Annotated in this window: 23 protein-coding genes; 4 read left to right on the top strand and 19 right to left on the bottom strand. The window is 34.6% G+C overall.

Going from position 1 to position 20,592, the window contains the following annotated elements:
• Positions 1 to 3 precede the first annotated feature (3 nt).
• Complete coding sequence (locus ABZC13_RS10055) at positions 4 to 444, bottom strand: DUF523 domain-containing protein (protein WP_373003012.1); 441 nt, start codon at positions 442 to 444, stop codon at positions 4 to 6.
• The gene (locus ABZC13_RS10060) at positions 444 to 1,859 is read right to left on the bottom strand and encodes an aldehyde dehydrogenase family protein (RefSeq protein ID WP_373003014.1); all 1,416 of its coding nucleotides are present in this window, start codon (positions 1,857 to 1,859) and stop codon (positions 444 to 446) included. Before ABZC13_RS10060 ends, ABZC13_RS10055 begins: the two co-directional genes overlap by 1 nt.
• 103 nt (positions 1,860 to 1,962) lie before the next feature.
• Here ABZC13_RS10060 and ABZC13_RS10065 point away from each other — a divergent pair, with 103 nt between their 5' ends.
• Both ABZC13_RS10065 and ABZC13_RS10070 read left to right on the top strand, forming a co-directional pair.
• Positions 1,963 to 2,364 (top strand): thioredoxin family protein, encoded by a 402-nt coding sequence (locus ABZC13_RS10065; RefSeq protein WP_373003016.1) that lies wholly within the window; start codon positions 1,963 to 1,965, stop codon positions 2,362 to 2,364.
• Between the two features lie 51 nt (positions 2,365 to 2,415).
• Positions 2,416 to 3,165, top strand: coding sequence for a DUF3108 domain-containing protein (locus tag ABZC13_RS10070; RefSeq protein ID WP_373003018.1), 750 nt, complete (start codon positions 2,416 to 2,418; stop codon positions 3,163 to 3,165).
• A 2-nt stretch (positions 3,166 to 3,167) separates the two neighbouring features.
• On the opposite strand, the gene ABZC13_RS10075 is transcribed toward ABZC13_RS10070, so the two are convergent.
• The 11 genes from ABZC13_RS10075 to ABZC13_RS10125 all read right to left on the bottom strand — a co-directional run bounded on the left by ABZC13_RS10075 (position 3,168) and on the right by ABZC13_RS10125 (position 12,869).
• On the bottom strand, positions 3,168 to 3,497 hold the full coding sequence (locus ABZC13_RS10075; protein ID WP_373003020.1) for a YraN family protein: 330 nt from the start codon (positions 3,495 to 3,497) through the stop codon (positions 3,168 to 3,170).
• 1 nt (position 3,498) lies between these two features.
• The gene (locus ABZC13_RS10080; RefSeq protein ID WP_373003022.1) at positions 3,499 to 5,568 is read right to left on the bottom strand and encodes a molybdopterin oxidoreductase family protein; all 2,070 of its coding nucleotides are present in this window, start codon (positions 5,566 to 5,568) and stop codon (positions 3,499 to 3,501) included.
• Positions 5,569 to 5,676: 108 nt separating this feature from the next.
• Positions 5,677 to 6,936, bottom strand: a complete 1,260-nt coding sequence (locus ABZC13_RS10085; RefSeq protein ID WP_373003024.1) for a homoserine dehydrogenase — start codon at positions 6,934 to 6,936, stop codon at positions 5,677 to 5,679.
• Positions 6,936 to 8,156 (bottom strand): LL-diaminopimelate aminotransferase, encoded by a 1,221-nt coding sequence (locus ABZC13_RS10090; protein WP_373003026.1) that lies wholly within the window; start codon positions 8,154 to 8,156, stop codon positions 6,936 to 6,938. Before ABZC13_RS10090 ends, ABZC13_RS10085 begins: the two co-directional genes overlap by 1 nt.
• 85 nt (positions 8,157 to 8,241) lie before the next feature.
• Positions 8,242 to 9,078 carry a hypothetical protein gene (locus tag ABZC13_RS10095; RefSeq protein ID WP_373003028.1) on the bottom strand — a complete coding sequence of 279 codons (837 nt, stop codon included), beginning with the start codon at positions 9,076 to 9,078 and terminating at the stop codon, positions 8,242 to 8,244.
• The gene (locus tag ABZC13_RS10100; RefSeq protein WP_373003030.1) at positions 9,072 to 9,863 is read right to left on the bottom strand and encodes a hypothetical protein; all 792 of its coding nucleotides are present in this window, start codon (positions 9,861 to 9,863) and stop codon (positions 9,072 to 9,074) included. The genes ABZC13_RS10095 and ABZC13_RS10100 overlap by 7 nt, the downstream gene beginning before the upstream one ends.
• Positions 9,860 to 10,540 (bottom strand): 23S rRNA (guanosine(2251)-2'-O)-methyltransferase RlmB, encoded by a 681-nt coding sequence (gene rlmB / locus ABZC13_RS10105; RefSeq protein ID WP_373003032.1) that lies wholly within the window; start codon positions 10,538 to 10,540, stop codon positions 9,860 to 9,862. The genes ABZC13_RS10100 and rlmB overlap by 4 nt, the downstream gene beginning before the upstream one ends.
• Before the next feature lie 48 nt (positions 10,541 to 10,588).
• Positions 10,589 to 11,407 carry a 16S rRNA (cytidine(1402)-2'-O)-methyltransferase gene (gene rsmI, locus ABZC13_RS10110; protein ID WP_373003034.1) on the bottom strand — a complete coding sequence of 273 codons (819 nt, stop codon included), beginning with the start codon at positions 11,405 to 11,407 and terminating at the stop codon, positions 10,589 to 10,591.
• 79 nt (positions 11,408 to 11,486) lie between these two features.
• A complete protein-coding gene (rpmE, locus tag ABZC13_RS10115; RefSeq protein ID WP_373003036.1) occupies positions 11,487 to 11,687 on the bottom strand; it encodes a 50S ribosomal protein L31 in 201 nt (66 codons plus the stop codon).
• A gap of 106 nt (positions 11,688 to 11,793) precedes the next feature.
• Positions 11,794 to 12,471: a 16S rRNA (uracil(1498)-N(3))-methyltransferase gene (locus ABZC13_RS10120; RefSeq protein WP_373003038.1), complete on the bottom strand. Its 678-nt coding sequence runs from the start codon at positions 12,469 to 12,471 to the stop codon at positions 11,794 to 11,796.
• Positions 12,462 to 12,869: a hypothetical protein gene (locus ABZC13_RS10125; RefSeq protein ID WP_373003040.1), complete on the bottom strand. Its 408-nt coding sequence runs from the start codon at positions 12,867 to 12,869 to the stop codon at positions 12,462 to 12,464. Before ABZC13_RS10125 ends, ABZC13_RS10120 begins: the two co-directional genes overlap by 10 nt.
• Positions 12,870 to 12,906: 37 nt before the next feature.
• Between ABZC13_RS10125 and glp the strand changes: the two genes are divergently transcribed.
• Positions 12,907 to 14,124 (top strand): gephyrin-like molybdotransferase Glp, encoded by a 1,218-nt coding sequence (gene glp / locus ABZC13_RS10130; protein ID WP_373003042.1) that lies wholly within the window; start codon positions 12,907 to 12,909, stop codon positions 14,122 to 14,124.
• A gap of 7 nt (positions 14,125 to 14,131) precedes the next feature.
• Here glp and ABZC13_RS10135 read toward each other — a convergent pair whose 3' ends face one another.
• From ABZC13_RS10135 to ABZC13_RS10155, 5 genes are all read right to left on the bottom strand, one after another.
• Positions 14,132 to 14,713: a 6-pyruvoyl tetrahydropterin synthase family protein gene (locus ABZC13_RS10135; RefSeq protein WP_373003044.1), complete on the bottom strand. Its 582-nt coding sequence runs from the start codon at positions 14,711 to 14,713 to the stop codon at positions 14,132 to 14,134.
• Positions 14,713 to 15,474 carry a 7-carboxy-7-deazaguanine synthase QueE gene (locus ABZC13_RS10140; protein ID WP_373003046.1) on the bottom strand — a complete coding sequence of 254 codons (762 nt, stop codon included), beginning with the start codon at positions 15,472 to 15,474 and terminating at the stop codon, positions 14,713 to 14,715. Before ABZC13_RS10140 ends, ABZC13_RS10135 begins: the two co-directional genes overlap by 1 nt.
• A gap of 3 nt (positions 15,475 to 15,477) precedes the next feature.
• Positions 15,478 to 16,443, bottom strand: coding sequence for a GTP 3',8-cyclase MoaA (moaA, locus tag ABZC13_RS10145; RefSeq protein WP_373003048.1), 966 nt, complete (start codon positions 16,441 to 16,443; stop codon positions 15,478 to 15,480).
• Between the two features lie 4 nt (positions 16,444 to 16,447).
• Positions 16,448 to 17,140, bottom strand: coding sequence for a hypothetical protein (locus ABZC13_RS10150; protein ID WP_373003050.1), 693 nt, complete (start codon positions 17,138 to 17,140; stop codon positions 16,448 to 16,450).
• Between the two features lie 145 nt (positions 17,141 to 17,285).
• A complete protein-coding gene (locus ABZC13_RS10155) occupies positions 17,286 to 18,584 on the bottom strand; it encodes a hypothetical protein (RefSeq protein ID WP_373003052.1) in 1,299 nt (432 codons plus the stop codon).
• A gap of 321 nt (positions 18,585 to 18,905) precedes the next feature.
• Here ABZC13_RS10155 and ABZC13_RS10160 point away from each other — a divergent pair, with 321 nt between their 5' ends.
• The gene (locus ABZC13_RS10160; RefSeq protein WP_373003054.1) at positions 18,906 to 19,334 is read left to right on the top strand and encodes an RDD family protein; all 429 of its coding nucleotides are present in this window, start codon (positions 18,906 to 18,908) and stop codon (positions 19,332 to 19,334) included.
• Positions 19,335 to 19,640: 306 nt separating this feature from the next.
• Here the strand turns inward: ABZC13_RS10160 and ABZC13_RS10165 are convergent, their stop codons facing one another.
• Positions 19,641 to 20,585, bottom strand: coding sequence for a c-type cytochrome (locus tag ABZC13_RS10165; protein WP_373003056.1), 945 nt, complete (start codon positions 20,583 to 20,585; stop codon positions 19,641 to 19,643).
• Between the last annotated feature and the right edge of the window lie 7 nt (positions 20,586 to 20,592).

Consider the following 20,592-nt stretch of genomic DNA (forward strand, 5'->3'; position numbering starts at 1 on the left):
GAGTTAAAGGTAAGAGTTTTCGTCTTCTATTTTGCTGTTTATGTAATTTTTTTGGAATATTTCTGCTGCAATTCCATTTGAGTAGTTTAAAATCTCTCTTTTTTCGTTTAAAATAGGGGTAGTTCCAAATCCACAACTTGGACTTTTGGACTTTAAAATTATTTTTTCAGCATCTGGGTTGGCTCTTATATATGAGTTTATCTCATCTTCTAAAAGCTGTGTAACATCCCTGTTTGTTTCATCAGTTATTATTCTGTTTTTTTCATCGATTTTTATAACACTTATTCTCTCTCTAGGAGTTCCGAAAATAGGTGCTTCTGGACAAAAAGGTATAATTTCATATTCCTCAAATGCTTCTATAATTTCATTTGTTTTTTTTGTCTTACCGTCATAGCGGCATAAATGCCCAAGCAAACATGCAGATATTATGACTTTTTTACGCATCAGCAGATTATAACACTTTTTATTTCTGTCATCTCTTCAATAGCAAATTTTGGACCTTCACGTCCTACTCCACTTAATTTCACACCGCCATAGGGTTGGATATCAAATCTAAGTGTTGGAATATCATTTATAACTATTCCACCTGCATCTAACTCTGAGATAGCACGTTGAGTGATTTTTAAATCATTTGTAAATACAGAGAACTGAAGGCCATAAGGTGAGTTATTCATACGAGGTATAGCATCATCAAAATTATCTACTTTTACAAGTGAAACTATTGGAGCAAAAACTTCTTCACAAACTATCGCCATATCATCTCTAACATCAACCATTACACATGGGTTAAACATTCTTCCATTACGTTGCAGAGGAAGTAGAGGTTTTGCACCCTCAGTCACAGCACTCTCTACCCAACGCATAGCACGAGAAGCAGCTTCATCATCGATAAGCGGACCTAAGAAAGTATCATCTTCATATGGTGAACCGACTACAAGTCTCCTAGTCTCTTCAGCCATCTTAAGAGCAAATTCATCGTATATACGAGCGTTTACATAGATGCGCTGAAGAGATATACAAACCTGTCCTGAATTAACAAAAGCACCAAAAGCACAACGAGCCGCCGCTAGATCTAAATCTGCACTCGCATCTATGTATGTCGCGGCATTTCCACCAAGTTCAAGTGAGACCTTTTTTATTCCTGCACTTTTAATGATTATATTTCCAACTGGGACTGAACCAGTAAAACTAATAACTCTTGGAATATCACTTATAATTAGAGCACCACCAACCTCAGCATCTCCATAGACAACACTAAGAGCATCTTTTATAGCATATTCACTCTCAATAAATAATTTTGCGAACTTATAAGCTGTTAGAGGTGCTTCAGGAGTAGGTTTCAAAACTACAGCATTACCTGAAACAAGAGCAGGTGCAAGCTTATGAGCTACAAGATTTAACGGAAAGTTAAATGGAGTAATGGCAACAACAACGCCAGCCGCTTCACGCGTAAAAAATGCAGTTGTTTTTTTTCCACTTGCCATAGCATCTGTGTTAATGGTCTCACCATGCATAGTACGCATCGTCTCAGCAGAGAGTGTAACTGTTTCTATACATCTATCCACTTCGATACGAGCGAAAGCTATAGGCTTTCCGACTTCATCTGTAATAGTATGCGCAATATCCTCCCTATTTTCTTTTAGCTTATTTGCTACATCTAATAGCCAATTACATCTTTGAGAAAGTGTTGATTTTTTTGCTACTTTTGCTGCTTCTTGTGCGATATTCAAAGCTCGAATTGCATCTTCTTCATTACATATACAGGCCCGAGAAACTACATCCCCGCTATATGGACTTTTTCTTTCACTAAAATTTTTACTTACCGCCTCTGTTGAGCCAAAAAATATCTTTGCATCCATCTTTATTCCCTTTTATAAAAGGAATAAAATCCTTTTAGCTAAATAATAATAATTTATTTTTACAAATTATATCATTTTAAATATTATCTTGTAAAATACGTCTATGAAATTTTTTATATTAACCATTATTCTTATCTCATCTGTTTACAGTTATGAACTTAACTGGATGCATGACTACAATAAAGCACTCGAAAAAGCTAAGAAAGAAAATAAAGATGTTTACTTATTTGTAGGTGCAGATGTATGTAGATTTTGCGATATGTTTAAAGAGTTAACTCTTTCAAAAAAAGAAGTTATGAAAAGACTTGGAAAAGAATATATACCTCTATACCTATCAAGAGACCAACACTATATTCCAAAATATTTTGCTATAAAAGGTGTTCCAAGACACTATTTTATAACTCCTACTGGTAAGGTTTATCACGATGATAGAGGAAGTAGAGAACCTGCTGGCTTTTATGACATGCTTGATGAAGCTGATTTAAAAAAAGACGACCTCAAATAACATTTTATCTACACAAAATTGTGCTACCCTATCAGTATAGAGGAGGGATATATGAAACAGTTTATAATATTAATGATAATGTCTTTAACTCTAAGTGCAGGTACCATACAAATGGACTATGTCGGGGAGTTATCGCTATTTGGTAAAATTGCTGATGCTGAAGTCGTGTACGATAATGACGGGGAGAAGTACAGCATTAAGATTACTGCCAGTGGGTCTGGTATAGTTGGAAAGCTTACCAACAACAAGCGGTATGTTTTGCAAAGCGTTGGGTTGGTGAAGAACGGTGTGTTAATTCCTCATAAGTATGTTAATTCTGAGTATGGCAAAGACTTTAAGAAGATAAAGACGTATACGATTGACCATGCTAATAATAAGACTCTGGTAAGTGAGTATAAGAAAGAGAAGGTTGAAGAGTCGGAGTTTGATCTTATTCATGTGAGATATAACGTTACGTATAAGGATGTAGAGACGAAAAAAGAGGAAGTCTTAGATGCTGTCTATCAAGACGATATGATAAGTATGTTTTTCAACAAGAAGCATAACCTTCTTTCTATGAAGGACAATGAAACGAAACGTATGAGTGCTCTTGGCAGTGAAGATACACAAGAGGGTGTGATAGTCAAACACATTAAACATGAAAACGATAAGTCTGTGTTCAGCGTAACTGTTGAAAAAGACTATCTGAGTGGTGGTTCTAAAGATGCTACCTTTGTTTTGGATGATGAGAACATCTTACATGAAACTAGGATTGACGGTATACTGTTTTTTGGAAATGCAAGGGTTAGAAGAGTAAAATAGACTTATATCGTTATGTTTTGAACAAGCTCCACATCTCGTGGAGTCACCACAATAGCATCGTACATAAAGTTTACATCTAGAGAGTTCTTTTTCATGTAAACATCACCTGTTCTGAGTAGTCTTGATAATTTTCTTGGTGTAATGTTTTGTATAGCAGACTCAAAGTCGAGTCCGCTTTTTACTTCAACAAAGTGGAGCACTTCATCTTTTGTAGCGATAATATCTATCTCACCAAAACGTGAGTAAAAATTTCGTTCTACGATCATAAAGCCATTTTCATCGAGAAATTTGCACGCTCTGTCTTCAGCTAAATTTCCTTTGGCTCTAGACATATTAGCAGTTAATAACTTCTACTTTTATAGTTTTAAATGCAGCAGTTAATATAACCTCATCTCGTGCATCTCCAAAGAGTGCATTAATCTTACTTTTTGCATGGTGAAAAGTTGAGAACAATGTTTTTGGCTGAACTTTATCAGTGATCTTGATAGTAAGCGGTGTAGTTTCACCAAACTCACTTCTAAGGATTACTCTATCACTTCTAAAGTCCGCAGCGTCTTCTTCACAAACTAATAAAACATCTTCATCGTAACGTTTCATTAACGATTCACTTCTAGAAGTTTGTGCTGCATTATTATAGTGAGCTATTGTTCTACCGGTACTTAAGTGATAACCTGTAAGTTTTTTCTCACAAATCTCTTTTATCATTCCACGAAGTTTATACTGGTGATAGTGGAACTGACCTAATCCATCATCTGTACGGAAGTCTAATTGGTGAAGGATTGGTGTATCTTCAGTATGTACAGGCCATTGTAATCCACGTTTACGATGCTTCTCTAGTCTATGATAGTCTGCTCCGCTAAAACGTCTGTAAGCTACTTTTTGCACCTCATCCCATATCTCTTTAGAACTAGCATATGAAGCATTACCACCCATCTTATTGTCCATCTGCTGTAGAACTTCCCAATCATCTGGAAGGTCTGATTTTACAAGTGGCTGTGATAGGTGCAGACGACGCATAGCATTTACATATACGCCTGTTTTTTCATAAGCTGATTTCACACCTATAACTATGTCCGCTCTCTTTGCTACATCTGTCATAAAGAGTTCTTGAACCATTAGAAGTTCTAACTTTTCAAAAGCACGATCTACTTTATTTAAATTTGGGTGTATGTGCGTTAAATCTTCACTTATATTTAGAACTGCTTTTAGCTTATCTTCTAACATCTCATCAACTAACTGAGGAGTCATAAGACCAATCTCTTTTGGTTCTTGATAGTCAGGGTCAAAGTAGGGAAGCATACCCATATCACAAGCACCTTGAACATTATTTTGACCACGAAGAGGCATAAGTCCAGCTCCATTTTTTCCTATATTTCCTGTCATAAGAGCTAAATGGACTATCGCCATTACAGCGTATGAGCCATCTATATGTTCAGTTATACCAAGACCCCAAAAGATCATAGACTTTTTCAGTGCATATTCACGAGCTACTTTTCTAACCATTTTTGAAAGATATTCATAACCTTCTATCTCATTAAAATAATCAGGATTAGCATAAGGATCATTCATGATTTTGTCTTTATATTCTGCAAAACCTTTTGTTCTATCTGCTATGAAATCTTCAGCATATAGTTCTTCATCCATGATTACATACGCTAACATATTAAGTATAAGCAAATTCGCTTCATGTGGCATTATAGCCTTGTACTTTGCAACACGGTGAAGTTTAATCTCACGCACATCAAACACAGCTAAATTATCGTGTTCGCGTGCAACATCAATGATTCGATTTGCGATGATTGGGTGAGCCTCTGTAGTGTTTGAACCAATAACTATCATAAACTCAGTATTATATATATCACTGTAAGGATTAGTAGCAGCTCCCTCACCAATAGTACGCTTCATACCACTAAGTGATGGTGAATGACAAACTCTAGCACAGTTATCAACATGGGGAGAGTTTAGAGTATGGCGTGTAAATTTTTGGAAAAGATAAACAGACTCACAAGATGTTCTAGCTCCACCTATAGATGCAATAGACTTGCGACCATACTTTTTTTGAATCTCTTTCAACTTCATAGATGCCGCAGTTGTAGCAGAATCTAAATCTGTTTCATACCAAGTATCATCTAGCTCAGTTAGTGAAGAAGCTATTGTCTCTTTAATCTCTGGATTTTTTTCTAACCATGTTTTACGGATACGAGGGATGCGAAGTCTATCATCTGCATCTACAAAATCAAAACCATACTTACCTTTGATACATAGTTTACCTTGCGAAACTACACCATCTGGATGAGCAAAGATCTTTACTATCTTATTCTCTTTAGTATCAACATTGGCAGCTATATCACAACCAACCCCACAGTAAGTACATACACTATCTATTGTTACAATATTTTCCATAGCAGAATCCAGTTAAAATTTAATGAAGAGAGTTTACAGTCTTATCTCTTAAATATGTTGAAAGAAAGTTTAAAAATAAAAAGATTAAAAAAAATCTTATCTTTAAACCTATACTATCCTAATCATCACAGGAGTGAAGTTCACAAACTCTAAAGCCGCTATCTCTTTTATCATAGTTTGAATATCTTTTTCCAGTGCAATATGCGTAGAAATAAGAAGATTCGCCGAGTTAGTTGAAGCTGGACGCTGAAGCATAGTCTCAACTGAAATATTATTTTCTTCAAATATTTTAGTTATCTTTGCCAATACACCTGCGCGGTCAGATACATTTATACGAAGATAATATTTTGAATTAATATCTTGGGTAGCTTTTAGAGTAAGTTTACCCTCAAGCGGTTTATCAAATCCAAGCATTGGTGTAGACTTTCCACTTCTGGCAATATCTATTATGTTTGCAACAACTGCACTTGCAGTAGCATCTCCGCCAGCACCAGGTCCATAGTAAAGTGTCTCACCAACTTTATCTCCAACAACAGAGATTCCGTTCATTACACCATCTATTTTTGCAATCATCTCGTCTTGAGAAATCAAACAAGCATGAACTCTAAGTTCTACTTCATTAGCATCTTTTTTAGCTATTCCTAAAAGTTTTATAGCGTAACCAAACTCTTTTGCAAAAGTGATGTCATCTTGACTGACATTCTCAATACCTTCGATTAAAATATCTTCTGGTTTAGCATCAATTCCATAAGCTATAGATGCAAGAATAAGAAGTTTATGTGCGGCATCGTATCCACCAACATCAAATGTTGGATCAGCTTCTGCGTAACCTAAATCTTGAGCCTCTTTTAAAATAGCGTCATAAGCAACACCCTCATCAGCCATCTTAGTCATCATGTAGTTACAAGTACCATTCATAATTCCCATAATTGACTCAATATGATTTGCAGATAGACCATCTCTAAGAGCGTTAATAATCGGTATACCCCCGGCCACTGACGCCTCATATTCAAATGCTATAGTCCCGGCGATTTCTTGAAGTTCATAACGGTGATAAGCTAAAAGTGCTTTGTTAGCCGTAACAACTGCTTTACCACTCTTAAGTGCACGCTTAACAACTTCAAAAGGCTCTTCAACTCCACCCATAAGTTCTACAACTATATCGATTTCATCATCGTTTAATATGTCATCAACATTGTCAGTTAAGATTATGTCTAAGCCTCTGTCCTTAGAAAGATTTTTAACAACTCCACTCTTAACAACTATCTCAGTTCCGGCACGAGCAGAAATAACATCAGCATTGTCTTTTAAGATCTGAGCTACGCTTGTTCCAACAGTTCCAACACCTATTATTCCTACTTTTATCATTACTTTTCGCCCTCTTCATACTGCTTTAAAAACTCTTTGATATTTCTAGCCGCTTGGCGAATACGGTTGTCATTTTCAATAAGTGCTATACGAACATAATTCTCACCATAAGCACCAAAACCAATCCCTGGAGCTACTGCAACACCTGCTTCTGTTAGAAGTCTTTTTGAAAATTCTAAAGAACCTAAATGCTCTACACACTTTGGAAGTTTTGCCCAAACAAACATACTTGCTTCGTTTTTATTTATCTTCCAACCAGCTCTTTCAAATGCTTCAAGTAGAACGCCTTGACGATGGTCATATTTAGCCGTAATATCACGTACACACTGCTGATCACCATTTAGTGCAACTGTTGCTGCAACTTGAATAGGCGTAAACATACCATAGTCCAACCATGATTTTATCTTTTGAAGTGCACCGATTAATTTTTTATTCCCTACAAAAAAGCCAACTCTCCAGCCAGCCATATTATAAGATTTTGAAAGTGTAAAAGACTCAACTGCTACATCTTTCGCGCCAGGCACACTCATGATAGACGGTGTGACATAACCATCAAATGTTATGTCTCCATATGCTATATCAGAGATTACATAAAATCTTTTCTCTTTAGCCATAGCAACAAGTCTCACATAGAAATCCTGTGTAACAGTGACGGTTGTAGGGTTGTGAGGAAAGTTTACTAAAACATATTTTGGTTTTGGTGAAGTCTCTTTAAAGACACGATCTAAATCTTTAAAAAACTGATCTTCATCAAGTCTGAAATGTTCATCAAACTCTATCCCAAACTTAACAACATTTCCACCTGCTAAGATGAAAGAATATTCATGAATAGGGTAAGTAGGATCTGGAACAACAGCCGTATCACCTGGATTAGTAACTGCATAAGTAAGGTGTGCATAGCCCTCTTTAGAACCCATAGTAGCGACACACTCAGTCATAGGATCTAAATCACAGTCATATCTTCTTTTGTACCAGTCAGAGATAGCTACAAGAAGTTTTGGAATACCCTTCGAAGTCGAGTAACCATGTGTTTTAGTTTTTTGGGCTGATTCAATAAGTTTCTCTCTAATATGCTCTGGAGTATCACCATCTGGATTACCCATAGAAAAATCAATAACATCTGCACCTGCTCTGCGCTCTGCCATTTTAAGGTCATTTACCTCAGCAAAAACATACTTTGGTAGTCTCTTCATTTTGTCAAATTGTATTTCATCAAACATCAAATATTCCTGGTTAAATTATTGATGTAATTTTAGCGAAAAATGTTTAGAAATAGATAATAACTTTTTTATTTGCGGTGTACAGCTATCTTGAACCTAGAGGGGTTAGAATTAAATCATCACGAATATTCTTCAAAGTATAAATATCTGAGATTTTTATATAGTGAACGTTATCTTTCAACTCTAGTAATATGTCTCTTCTTTTAGTATCTTTTTTTAAAACTTCCAGAAGGTGTAATGAGCTGTCATAAAATGCAATATATGGGTACCAACTGTTTCTTATTGATGAAGTAATGCGAAGTTTTTTTACTTGTGAAACGTTTATCCATTTAGCATAAAGAGATCTCTTCAACTTAATTTCAATTCCATCTTCAAGAGTTTCAACATTTAATTCTCCATCTCTCATATCAACTATATACGTCCAGTCTGTTGGAGAGTTTCTATGAATATCTACGATATTACATCCACTTTTAGCAAGTTCTTGTTGCAGTATCAATGGGTCTGTGGCATACTCAGAAGTCAAGTTTATTGTCCAAGTAAATTCTGAGTTATTAAGATTAGATTCTTGTGTAACGTATCTATAATAGCCTATATTTCTAAGTGTGTCACCCATGATTTTTACGAAGAACAGAGGTGAACCACTTGTTTTAAAGTGAAGTGTCAACTCACTAGGTTTTTGGAAAAACAAATTTAATAGTCCGTTATCTTTAAGTGTCTGTATAACTTTAACGGCGTCTACTCTCTCACCTAGATAATAATCTGATGCAGGAGAAAATAAAATTCCTATGTATGCACTATTTTGCTCATAAACCTGTGGTTCAATAAGAGTCTGTATTTTTTGTGTTAGAGGATCAACCTCTTTTACTTCATTCCCAAAAGATAGAGAGAAAGATAGTAAAATAGCAAAAAAAACTTTTACCATTTACTGCCTTTGTTTAATTCTTTAAATTCTTTAAAAGTTATTTTTGATAATTTTGAATCTTTATACAGGAGTCTGATATTTAGCTTATCTTTAAACTCTGTGACTTCTCCGTTTATCTCAACTTTAACATATCCATGGCCAAGTGTTAATATCCAGTTTTTGTTAGGATCAATATCTAGTTCACCTTTAAAAAGTTTCTGATATTTTTTGTGATTACTTAAATCTATGTAACCTATCCAAAGTTCTGAATTTGGTATTATCTTAAAAGATTTCACCACTTCTACTACCTTTACAGGCTCTGGCTTTACTTCTATTACTGCAGGTAATGTAGCATTTTCATCTTCATTCTCAATAGTGGCATTTTGGGACATACTGTCTTTAGCATTATTAATAGCACTATTATCTATGGCGTGTGTTTTAGCTTTAGTAGAAGCTGTTGAAGTTAAATCAAGAGTGAATAATACAGCAACAGCAAATATAACTACAACGACCAATATATAAACGATGGTATAACTTTTTTTCTTTTTCGGAGATACAAAAACTTTTGTATCATGCTCAATTTTAGAACTCTCTTCAGCATAGAACGCTTGTCCTTGTGCCTTTAAGTCACTTAAATCTACACTGTATTCTCTCTCTAAAATTGAAATAAAACCTAAAAGCTGAATCTTAGTCATATCATCAAAAGTCTCATGGAGCACAGCTTGAACATGTTGTCTTGCTATATGAGTCTGCTCATGTATCTTTTGAGCGCCAATGCTTTTTAACTTATCAAGTCCCTCACTCATATTCTCATCCTATCCATTAAAATAGCTCCTGCCACACTAACATTTAAAGAATCAAACTCATGTGACATTTTTATACTAACAACTTCATCTAGTTTTGAGGTAATACGAGAAGTCAGACCTTCTCCTTCACTTCCTAAAACTAAGGCTCTTTTTTGCTTTAATTTAACATCTCTTATATCTGTTCCACCCATATCTGCACCATAGATACAAAAACCGGATGTTTTTAAATCGTTCATTACATTATGTATATTATGCTCTAATGCAAATGGCATATCAAATAGTGCCCCCGTGCTTGTTCTCATGACAGGTTCAAGATTTAAGTTTTTAATTCCACATGCTACAATTGCGTCAACACCCATTGCGTAAGCTGTTCTAACAATTGCACCAATATTTCCAACATCAGTTAAACCTGATAGTATTAAGACAAAGTCTTTATCTAAAAATGAGTTGAAAGAATGAAGTTCATAGTCATCAACTTCGGCTAAGATGCCTTGATGATTAGCATTTTTACACATTTTACCTGCAGCATCAGGAGGAATGCGCTTGACTTCAAAATTCATCTTCATTAATCGAGAATACTCTTTTTTTTCAAGTTCTTTTGCAAGATAGAGAGTTTTGATCTTATTTGGATAATTTTTTATTATATATTGGACTGGTTGTTTAGCATAAATTAACATGAAGACATTCTAGCAAAAAAAAGTGACTATATAGTCACTTTTTTGTTTTTATTGAAGTTTTAACAATCTTTGGTAACAAGACTTAGTATTTTCACCTGTTATTTTAGAGATAAGTTTTGCTTGTACTTTTTTAGGCAAGTCAAGATCCAAAATATCATTTTGGGAAACAGCACTGCTATTATGAGTATCTCCAGCTTCTATAACTACAACCCATTCACCACGAAAATTATCATTTAAAGTGTTTAACACCTCTTCTGCCGTACCAAGAAAATAGTTTTGATACTTCTTAGTCAACTCTTTGCCTAAAAAAATCTTTCTATTTGGTTCTTCTTCTTTTATCTCAAGCAATAGTTTTTGTAATCTATGTGGTGATTCATAAAGTACAGTTGTAAAACCATTATGAAGTGCACCTTGAAGTGAAGCAACTCTATCTTTTCCTTTATGTGGTAAAAACCCCCAAAACAGCATCTGTGTCTCAACAAATCCACTTGCTACAAAAGCAGTTAAAAGTGCATTTGCACCAGGAAGAACATCATATTCTATGTTGTTTTCTAAAGCATACTTTATCAAAAGTTGTCCAGGATCACTAATTCCCGGCATTCCTGCATCTGATGCATAAACAATATTTTGCTCAAAAAAAGATGGTTCTAATTTTTCAACAAAAGATTTTTCATTATGAGAGTGAAGTGATATAAATTTCTGTTCTTCTTTAAAAACAGTGTTGTATCTTTCTTTTAAAATGTGTATGAGTTTTTTTGTAACGCGAGTATCTTCGCATAGCAGAGTGTCGGCGTTACTTAGAGCTTCTATAGCTCTAAGTGATATATCGCCTATGTTTCCAATCGGCGTAGGGACTAATGTTAGCATTTCTCACATAATCTGAACGAGTTCAGATTATGCTCAGCCACTAAAGCTTCGCCCTTGGCGAGAGAAAACATTAAGATTTCTATTTCTTAGCGTAACGTTGGTTGAATTTCTCAATTCTACCAGCAGTATCTACCATTCTCTCAGAACCTGTGAAGAATGGGTGACATTCATTACAGATATCAATACGCATAGCGTCTTGTTCGCTTTTTGTTTCAAAGCTATTACCACATGCACATGATACAGCACAAGTTACTAAGTTAGGGTGAAGATCTTTTTTCATTTTTTTGCCTTTTGATACTCGTTAATGTGCGAATATCTATATATTTTTTAAATCCGTATGGGTGCGGATTTTTGGAAATGCAATTGTATCTAAATTTTTCTTAATTTTAAAGTAAAATCTTACTTGCTATCGCTACCGCAGCACTTTCAGAACGAAGAACCATAGGAGTATCAAGTCTAAAGTTTTCTTTCTCTGATAAAAGTTCTCTCTCATCTCGTGAGAAACCGCCTTCACAGCCGATTAGCACTCTTTCAAAATTAGCATCCGAGTTTAAAATATTGTCGCAAAAATCAAAAACTTTTACATCTTCAAACTCTGTTATAAATTCTTCAATGCTTTTATATGTATCAAACTCCATATATGAACTTCTTCCACACTGTTGCATCGAAGCTTCTAGAATTCTCTCAAACCTTTTAAAATCTAACTTTATATTATTTTGACTTCTATCACAGTATATAAAAGAGATTCTCTCCACTCCAATCTCATTTAGGGATGGTAAAACTTTTTCTATTGATTTGATATCAATGACACACCAAGCTATATGAAGCTGCTTTGCACTCTGTGTAACTTCTTCTTTTGATGATATTAGTTCAAGTTCTAAGGCTCTTGATTCTAGACTTAAAACTCTATACTTATGCAGTGTTTTCATATCGTCTCTATTTCTAAAAAAAAGTTGGTCTCCAACACTGTGACGGCGAACTTTCACAAGGTATCTGTGAAGTTCTCCCTTAATGCTTATACTATCTTTTGAAGCCTCATCATGGAGTATATATATCAAATCCACATCCAGATTGATATTACAAGAACTATTAAAATTTCTATCTTAAACATTTTATATGCATAAACTTTGTGAAGCTCTAACGCACCCTCTTGTTTTTCATCTAATGCATGTAAGTTCTTTGAGCGTTTATTTTCTAATATAATTAGCACTATAGCAAATATAATCATTACAATATTCTCTACTGTAAAGTCGAGATGCTTTGCTGCCATCATAACAACCCCTGTAAATATAACAGTACCGATTGTTGTCATAGCTATAGGCATAAACAAGGTTACTGCTCTCACATATTTACTAATATCTGTCGCTCTTACTAGCATCAAAATATTGATAAAAATCGTTCCTAAAATTCCAATAACACCATAGTTATGTGTTACAATACTCATATCATACATTTCATTCATGCTGAAATACTACAATAAATTAAATAAAAGAAGAGACATGGCAGTTACAATACTTGAAGCACTAGAATTAATACACGAACACACTACAAAAAAATCATTAAAAATCTTACCAATCGAACAAGCTTTAGGCTCAATACTAGCCGAAGACATAATTGCTACACACAATCTACCGCCATATGATAACTCTGCTATGGATGGTTATGCTGTTAAAGTAGAGGATGCTGATAATTGTGTAAAAGTTACTCATACTATCTTTGCCGGAGATAATTCTGATGAAGTTCTTACTTCAGGAAATGGTATCAAAATAATGACAGGAGCTAAGATCCCAGAGGGTTGTGAATGTATTGTTCCGGTTGAAGATACAACAGAGTGTAACAACGGAGTAACTCTACCAAATAATTTAGCAAAATCAAGACATATTCGTCTTTGTGGTGAAGACATCAAAAAAGGTGAGTCTCTTTTAAAGAGTGGACAAAAACTGCAAGCTCACCAAATTACTCTTCTAGCGTCTCAAGGTATTAGTCATATAAAAGTTTATAAAAGACCTCACGTTGCACTCTTTGCATCTGGAAGTGAACTTAAGATGCACTTTGAGAATGTGCAAGCTCATCAACTATACAACACAAACACTCCTACCCTGCTATCACGTGCAGAGGAGCTTGGATGCGAGGTTGATTTCATCGGTACTGCAAAAGACACTTTGGAAGATTTAAAAGCGCATGTGAAAAGTGCATTAAACAGTGACCTAATCATTACATCTGGAGGTGTAAGTGTCGGAGATGCTGACTTTACAAAAGAAGCATTTGGCACATTTGATATGAAAACCTATTTTGACAAGGTTGAGATAAAACCGGGTAAGCCGACTACATTTGGAAGAATCAACGACACACTGGTTTTAAACCTTCCTGGCAATCCTATGGCAGCAGCGCTAAACTTTGAGCTCTTTGGACAGAGTATTATTTTGGCTTTAAGTGGTGTAAGCGCTAAATATATCAATCCGATTGAAACAAAGATGAAAGATGACTACAAACTAAAAAAAGGTCGTATAACTTTAGTTCCTGGTAGTTTTGATGGAAGCAGTTTTGAACCGTGTAAAAAGTTTGCACCGGGAATGGTATCTCCACTTGCATCTTCAAACTCTTATATCATGGTAAACGAGGGTGTTGAGTTTATAGCATCTGGAGATATCGTAAAAGTTATGCCTATAAGGTTTTGCTTTACTAACGAAAAAGAGATGAATTTAGTAAGCTGTTAAACAGCTGCTAAACACTTGTAGGATTTATAAAACTATCTCCTCTTTTAACTCTCTCCCATAACTCACAATCAGACCAACTATTTTTAACTTCATCAGAAAATATTATAGAGTCTAGCTCTATATAACCCATATCCTTTGAATAGGCATCATAACTAAAAGCTTGTGCATATCCTGTGTCAGTTTCATGTACTATAACGCTGTTTAGTTTTACTTCTTTTTCACCATTAACACTATTTGTAAGTTGCAGAAGTCTATCAATCATAACAAATATAACACGTGAAAACTGCTCACACGATGGAGAAACTGGAAGTTCTACCCATCTATCAGAATGCTTTTTCATACTATCCACGTATTCCCAGTCATCTCCACTCCAAATAGTAACACCATGGTCAAAGCTCTCAACTAAGGCTTTCATATTTTGCTTCATCAATCCAAAGTCATAAACCATTTGACCGTTATCTAAAAAGTTAGATTCAAAAAGTAGTTCAACATTATATGAGTGTCCATGCAAAGAACTTCTACACTTTACAGTTGAGCATCCACGTACAATATGAGCATTTTCAAATTTAAAAAGTTTTCTTATTATCATTAAACACCCTTATTCTGATCCCAAATTCTTATGTGAAGTCTATCAGAAAAATTATAACCTTTAGCTTTACAAAATTCTATCAGCGGTTCTGTATTGGCTTCCACTTCAGCCTTATTTCCACCAAGAGGCATACAGTAAACCTCAGTTCTTGGAGAGTGAAGAGTAATGTTAAATATCTCTTCATCAAGACCTAGATTAATCGAGTCTGCATCTATAGAAAACTTGAAGAATGCCTCTTTTGCGTTTGAAGCAATAGAGTAAATAACATCACCATTTACTCTTTTTTTAAATGGTTCGCTTGAGTTTGAAAGTTTTACAGAAAGAGCAAATATACACTCTTTATAAATAGGATATTTTTCAAAATCTACTGCTATTGAACCATTTGTCTCAAAAGTTATCTTATGACCATCTTCATGAAGTTTTTCCAAGAACTCTACAAATATACCCTCATTAGCATATATAAGAGGCTCACCACCGGTTAAAACCATATCTACGGGTCTTTGTGGCAGTTCGTAAAGATCTAAGACATTAAGAAGCTCTTGAGTATTTTGTATAGGGCTCCAGTTAAAAGAGAAATGCTCTTTATTCACTGCATAAACAGTGTCACACCCAAGCACTTTTGTTCCATCAGCTGCTTCTTCTTCACATCCAAAACCTTCGCACTTCATATTACAGCCACCAAAACGAAAGAAAAGCGAAGGTACACCTGTATAACGACCTTCACCTTGAATACTATAGAAATGTTCTACAAGGTATAGCAACTATCATCCACCAGTTTCATAAAAGGCACGAGAAGAGACTTCACCATCTTCTCCACCCCATCTGTTCTTCTCAGGTTTGGTTCTTACAACTTCCCTAAGCACTTCTGCAGCAGCTTTAATATCACCAGCTTTAATAGCCTTTGATATACTCATAGCCTCATCAAAGTAAAGACATGGAATAAGATTACCCTCTGCTGTAAGTCTAATACGATTACACTTCTTACAAAAATCATCTTCATAAGGTTCAATGATTCCAAATCTGTAGCCATCTTTCATAGTGTAGTAATGCGAAGGTGAAGAGCCGTCAAAGCCATCATCACTAAACTCATACTTAGAACTTAAAAGCTCTAAAAGTTCATTTGACTTCATACCTTTGATATCTTTAGCTGCAAAAGAATTTTCCATGTACTCTATAAATCTTATGCTCATACCACGTTCTTTACAATAGTCTAAAACATCTATGATTTCTTCTGCATTTACACTCTTCATCGGAACCATGTTAACTTTAACTTTTAGCCCAACTTTAAGCGCTTCATCTACACCTTCAAGTACATTTTTTAAAACATCTTTTTGAGCGATTTGCTGTGCAACTTCAGGCTTCAGAGTATCTATACTTACATTGATACGCTTTAATCCTGCATCTTTTAACCTCTGAGCAGTACCTTTTAAAAGAAATGCATTTGTAGTCATTGCCAGATCTACATCATTTTTATAGTCATAAATCATTTTGATGAATTTGTCTAAATCTTCTCTCAGAAGTGGTTCACCACCGGTTATACGGATCTTATTTACACCCTCATCTATAGCTATTTTCATAAACTCAAAAAGTTCTTCAAAGCTAAGAAGGTTTTCTTTTGGAACCCAAGAAAAAGGCTTCTCAGGCATACAGTATTGACACCTAAAATTACAGCGTTCTGTTACTGAAACTCTTAGATAGTCAACTACTCTGTCATAACTGTCAATAAGCATATTATTACTTGTTTAGTATATTAGTTTTAAGAGCCTTAAACTCTTCATCACTAACAATACCTTTTTCTTTCATCTCATAAGCTTTCATAATCTCGTCAGTTTTTGACATTGGCGTAGCAGCTGAAGCAGCCGGAACAGGTGTAGAAGCTTGAGGAACTGCAATTGGTGCTACAGCAGTAGCAGGAGCAACTGTTGGTTTTACTTCCATAGAGTCAGTTTCTTTAGGGTTTACAAACTCTGTAATTATGTTATCTTGTGATTCTTCAGATGAACCTGCAAGTCCTGTTTTAGCTATTTCTTGTGCTCCAAGAGAATTTTTTACTACTATAAAATCAAATGTACTGCCATCTTGGCTATCATTAATTTTAAGATAATAAATTTGACCTGATTTTAAATCTAAGTTTAGTACTTTTTCTCGAATCTGATTTTTAGTAGCTGAGATAGTCATAGGTTGAGGCTTTAAATTAAAAACCATATATTCACCATCTCTTATTCTTTCCATAACTGGTTTGTTGTTGATACGAATATTATATTCAGCTCTGCCAGAGCTGTCATCAGTACTAATTTGCATATGAGAATAGATGTATACTAAAGCCGCATTTTCAAGTGGTTCTTGTGCTTTAAATTGCGTTCTATTTCCGCATGCTGTTATGAATAGAAGAGTTATCGATAGTATAAGTATTTTTGTGATTTTCATTATGGTTCTCTCTCTTTTAAAATAAGAAAGATTATATCATAAAGTTTTTGGATTAAAATTAATATTGAAGGTATTCCCACACCTAAAGTGTGGGAATGAGGTTTTGTTTTGCGACTTATCGTCTTTCTTTTAAACTAAGTGCTTATTAGAAATTGTAACGAGCCCAAACACGAACTACGTTATCAGAATCAGCTGTTGCAGTATTTTTTTCTGACCATGAACGGTTAATCCATGCTGCGAAGTATTGAACACCACCAGCTTTAACTTTATAGATTAAGTCAAATTCACCGTAATCAGTGTCTTTTGCATTTCTAGTAATTAAAGATGAGTTTTTACCAGTTGTTGAACCAGCATATTGAGCGATGATTTTACCGTAGTCACCAGTATTGTACGCAGCTTTAACCATGAATGTATCACTATCTAAAGCAATTGCATCTTGATTATAAATCATCTGAGTATATAAAGGTGTTTTGATACCACCAGCATTTTTAAGAGCAACATTTGTTTTAGTATTGTCTCCGTCAACTGTAGTATATGCTAAACATAAAGTTAATGCATCAATTGGAGCTAAACCAACTTTAACACCAAGACCTGTTGTATTAGCTAGTGCTGTACCATTTTCTGGCTTAATTTGACCACCTTGAAGACCTAATTTAAGACCCATTGGTAAATCTTTACCAGCTACTTTAACATCACCCCAGATAACTGAAGCACCTTCATTAGTAGCAGCTTGAACTTGTGCTAAATCATAGTAAGAAGCTGTAATAGAAGTCATAGGAATTGATTTATTTGCAACAGTTAACATATATGCTGCACCATTAACAGCTACACCAGCACCAGCACTTGTTCTACCAACTGCTAAGTTATTCATTGTACCAATATTAGTAGATGAATTTCCACCAGAAACATAAGCACCAACAACAGTAGTATCTGGGATATCACTGTTAACTACTAAAACTGCATCAAAAGTATTTTTAAATACATTCCAACCTTCAGAGAAAGCAAATGGAGAAAGAGATTTAGGAAGTTCTTGACGACCTATTTTAACTGTTGTATTAGCAATTTTTTTAGCAATAAATATTTTTGTTATATTTATTTGATCCTTAGTGTCTGCAGTTGCACCACCAGATTGCTTAACTTTATTAACAACATTTTTTTCTAAACCTGCAGTACCTAAGTATGTAAGTTGAGAACCAAAAGTAAAGTTATTTTTAAGATCTGCATCTAAATTTAACTGAACTCCAACATTTGCAGTTGAACTCTGTTGGTCAAATAATTTAGTATCACCAGTTCCAGGGTAATTGTCATTTGTACCATTTGTTTGGTGTGTTTCATAATAAACTACTGCTTGACCAGTTGTTACGATATCTATACCTTTGTCAGCAGCCATTGCTGATGTAACGATTAACGACGCTGCCGCTAAAGAAACTAAAGTTTTTTTCATTCTAATTCTCCTGTTTTATTTAAATGTTATCACCTTAAAGAAGTGATAGCAGAGTAACAGAAGCTGTTATTCCACTATCACTTCTCATCTTGTGATACATTTTGAGACCACATATTGTACAGAGGTAATTTTTAAATTAAGTTTAAACCATGAGTTTTATTAGCTAATTGTTTACTTTTGGGGTCTAATAGATCAATTTCTCATTAGTTTTAAGACATTTAGTAGAAAAACTTATAAAAAGCTTTATAAACTTAAGGCAAAGAATTAATTTGATATAATCAGCATATGAGATTCAGAAATATTAAAAAACAGCAAAAACAGGTGATTGAAACACCTAAGCCAAAATATATATATGCAAAATATACAGATAGAGTAAAAGCATTTATTACAGATATGTTTATGATATATGCACCTATACTATACGTAACTGCTTATATTATAATGGATGGGAAGGATGATTTTCAATCATCAGAAATAGCACCTCTTCTAGGTATTACTCTATATGGACTTATTTACGCTCTACTGCTAAGCAAATTTGGGCACACTCCTGGTAAAAAAGCTTATGAGATTAAAGTTGTAGATCATAAGACAGGTGAACACATTGGTTTTCTTAAAGCGGCTTTTAGATTTTTAGCATTTTTGTTCACAGCTACAACGCTTTTAGGTCTACTTCTTCCGTTTTATAGAAAAGATAAAAAAGCTCTTCATGATTTAATATGTGGAACTTTAGTAGTAACTGAAAAGAAATAAGCTTTCTAATTAATAACAACTTCACAGCTCTTCTAACGCTATTGCGTTGGAATCAAGCACAATTATTACTCAGTAGATATAAACATAATTAGTACATCTTACCTTTACACATAAACAGACAGTTATACTCATTCTAGTTAGCATTAATATATAGAAGATAAAAGTTTTAAATTATTTGTTTGGCAAGATTATAATTGTAGTTAAAAAGAAAGTGTAAAAGTAAAAAGTCTGCCTCAAAAGAGGCAAGCTTTAGTGACCTTAGCGGTCCAAGCGGAGTAAAATGGATTACTCCATTTTATGGACTTACTAGTGTAAGTCTCTCCATACTTGTTTTTTCCATAGAAGTGCAAATATAGCGAAGATAATAACATAAATCATTACATTTCTACCTACTTCTGCTCTTTCGTGACGCTTAGTATCACCAGCATCTTTCATATACTCAATAACTTTAGCAGCAGCATCTGCAGTAACACCAACACGTGGCATGGCAGTACCAGCTAAGTGGTTTTGAGGATTCTCAATTAAAGTACTTATAAACTGTTCATTACGAGAACGGATATACATACTTAAGTCTGGTGGTAATTTACCCATATAAGCTTTAAGTGAATCTTGATATTCTAATACTTTAATCTCAAATGCCAACTCGTCTTTTTTATGTTTAAACGCTGATTTAGTACCAATTTGAGTCCAATTTTCATAACCAACAGCATGACATCTACCACAAGCATTTTCAAATGCAATTTTAGGTGTAACATCAGCAGGACTAATTGCAATTGACTGTAAGTAAGCTACCATGTCAGCAACTTCCTGATCTATATCTCCGCCCATTCCATAAAAAGGAACCATTGGGTGCATTTGACCTTTTGCAGCATCAAATTTATGTTCAACTTTTAAAGCATGTGCAGGATTTTTAATTAGATCAGCTAAAAATTTAGCATCATATATAGCACCAGCATCACTTAAATCAGGTGGGTTTACACCATAGCTTTGAGCTGCCATTACTGCGTCCATTGGAGCAGGCATTCCAGCTTTTTCTATTGAGTGACAGCCAGCACAACCAGCATTCATCACTAACTCTTTACCATTTGCTGCATTTCCAGTTTTTGTTATCGCCGGTAAATCTGCATATGCAAAATTTTCACTTTCTACGTGCTTGTGCATTACATGGTGAGCGTAAGGCTCAACCAAATAATAAGTTACAAGTGAAAAGAATACTACAACTGCTAATATTAATGGTTCTTTATTTTTCATCTTTATC

Source organism: Sulfurimonas sp. (genome assembly GCF_041563035.1).
Lineage (GTDB): Bacteria > Campylobacterota > Campylobacteria > Campylobacterales > Sulfurimonadaceae > Sulfurimonas.

Excerpts from the sequence above, each read along its gene's own strand:
- ABZC13_RS10055 (WP_373003012.1), bottom strand. The coding sequence starts at position 444 with ATGCGTAAAAAAGTCATAATATCTGCATGTTTGCTTGGGCATTTATGC.
- ABZC13_RS10060 (WP_373003014.1), bottom strand. The coding sequence starts at position 1,859 with ATGGATGCAAAGATATTTTTTGGCTCAACAGAGGCGGTAAGTAAAAAT.
- ABZC13_RS10065 (WP_373003016.1), top strand. The coding sequence starts at position 1,963 with ATGAAATTTTTTATATTAACCATTATTCTTATCTCATCTGTTTACAGT.
- ABZC13_RS10070 (WP_373003018.1), top strand. The coding sequence starts at position 2,416 with ATGAAACAGTTTATAATATTAATGATAATGTCTTTAACTCTAAGTGCA.
- ABZC13_RS10075 (WP_373003020.1), bottom strand. The coding sequence starts at position 3,497 with ATGTCTAGAGCCAAAGGAAATTTAGCTGAAGACAGAGCGTGCAAATTT.
- ABZC13_RS10080 (WP_373003022.1), bottom strand. The coding sequence starts at position 5,568 with ATGGAAAATATTGTAACAATAGATAGTGTATGTACTTACTGTGGGGTT.
- ABZC13_RS10085 (WP_373003024.1), bottom strand. The coding sequence starts at position 6,936 with ATGATAAAAGTAGGAATAATAGGTGTTGGAACTGTTGGAACAAGCGTA.
- ABZC13_RS10090 (WP_373003026.1), bottom strand. The coding sequence starts at position 8,156 with ATGTTTGATGAAATACAATTTGACAAAATGAAGAGACTACCAAAGTAT.
- ABZC13_RS10095 (WP_373003028.1), bottom strand. The coding sequence starts at position 9,078 with ATGGTAAAAGTTTTTTTTGCTATTTTACTATCTTTCTCTCTATCTTTT.
- ABZC13_RS10100 (WP_373003030.1), bottom strand. The coding sequence starts at position 9,863 with ATGAGTGAGGGACTTGATAAGTTAAAAAGCATTGGCGCTCAAAAGATA.
- rlmB (WP_373003032.1), bottom strand. The coding sequence starts at position 10,540 with ATGTTAATTTATGCTAAACAACCAGTCCAATATATAATAAAAAATTAT.
- rsmI (WP_373003034.1), bottom strand. The coding sequence starts at position 11,407 with ATGCTAACATTAGTCCCTACGCCGATTGGAAACATAGGCGATATATCA.
- rpmE (WP_373003036.1), bottom strand. The coding sequence starts at position 11,687 with ATGAAAAAAGATCTTCACCCTAACTTAGTAACTTGTGCTGTATCATGT.
- ABZC13_RS10125 (WP_373003040.1), bottom strand. The coding sequence starts at position 12,869 with ATGAATGAAATGTATGATATGAGTATTGTAACACATAACTATGGTGTT.
- glp (WP_373003042.1), top strand. The coding sequence starts at position 12,907 with ATGGCAGTTACAATACTTGAAGCACTAGAATTAATACACGAACACACT.
- ABZC13_RS10135 (WP_373003044.1), bottom strand. The coding sequence starts at position 14,713 with ATGATAATAAGAAAACTTTTTAAATTTGAAAATGCTCATATTGTACGT.
- moaA (WP_373003048.1), bottom strand. The coding sequence starts at position 16,443 with ATGCTTATTGACAGTTATGACAGAGTAGTTGACTATCTAAGAGTTTCA.
- ABZC13_RS10150 (WP_373003050.1), bottom strand. The coding sequence starts at position 17,140 with ATGAAAATCACAAAAATACTTATACTATCGATAACTCTTCTATTCATA.
- ABZC13_RS10155 (WP_373003052.1), bottom strand. The coding sequence starts at position 18,584 with ATGAAAAAAACTTTAGTTTCTTTAGCGGCAGCGTCGTTAATCGTTACA.
- ABZC13_RS10165 (WP_373003056.1), bottom strand. The coding sequence starts at position 20,585 with ATGAAAAATAAAGAACCATTAATATTAGCAGTTGTAGTATTCTTTTCA.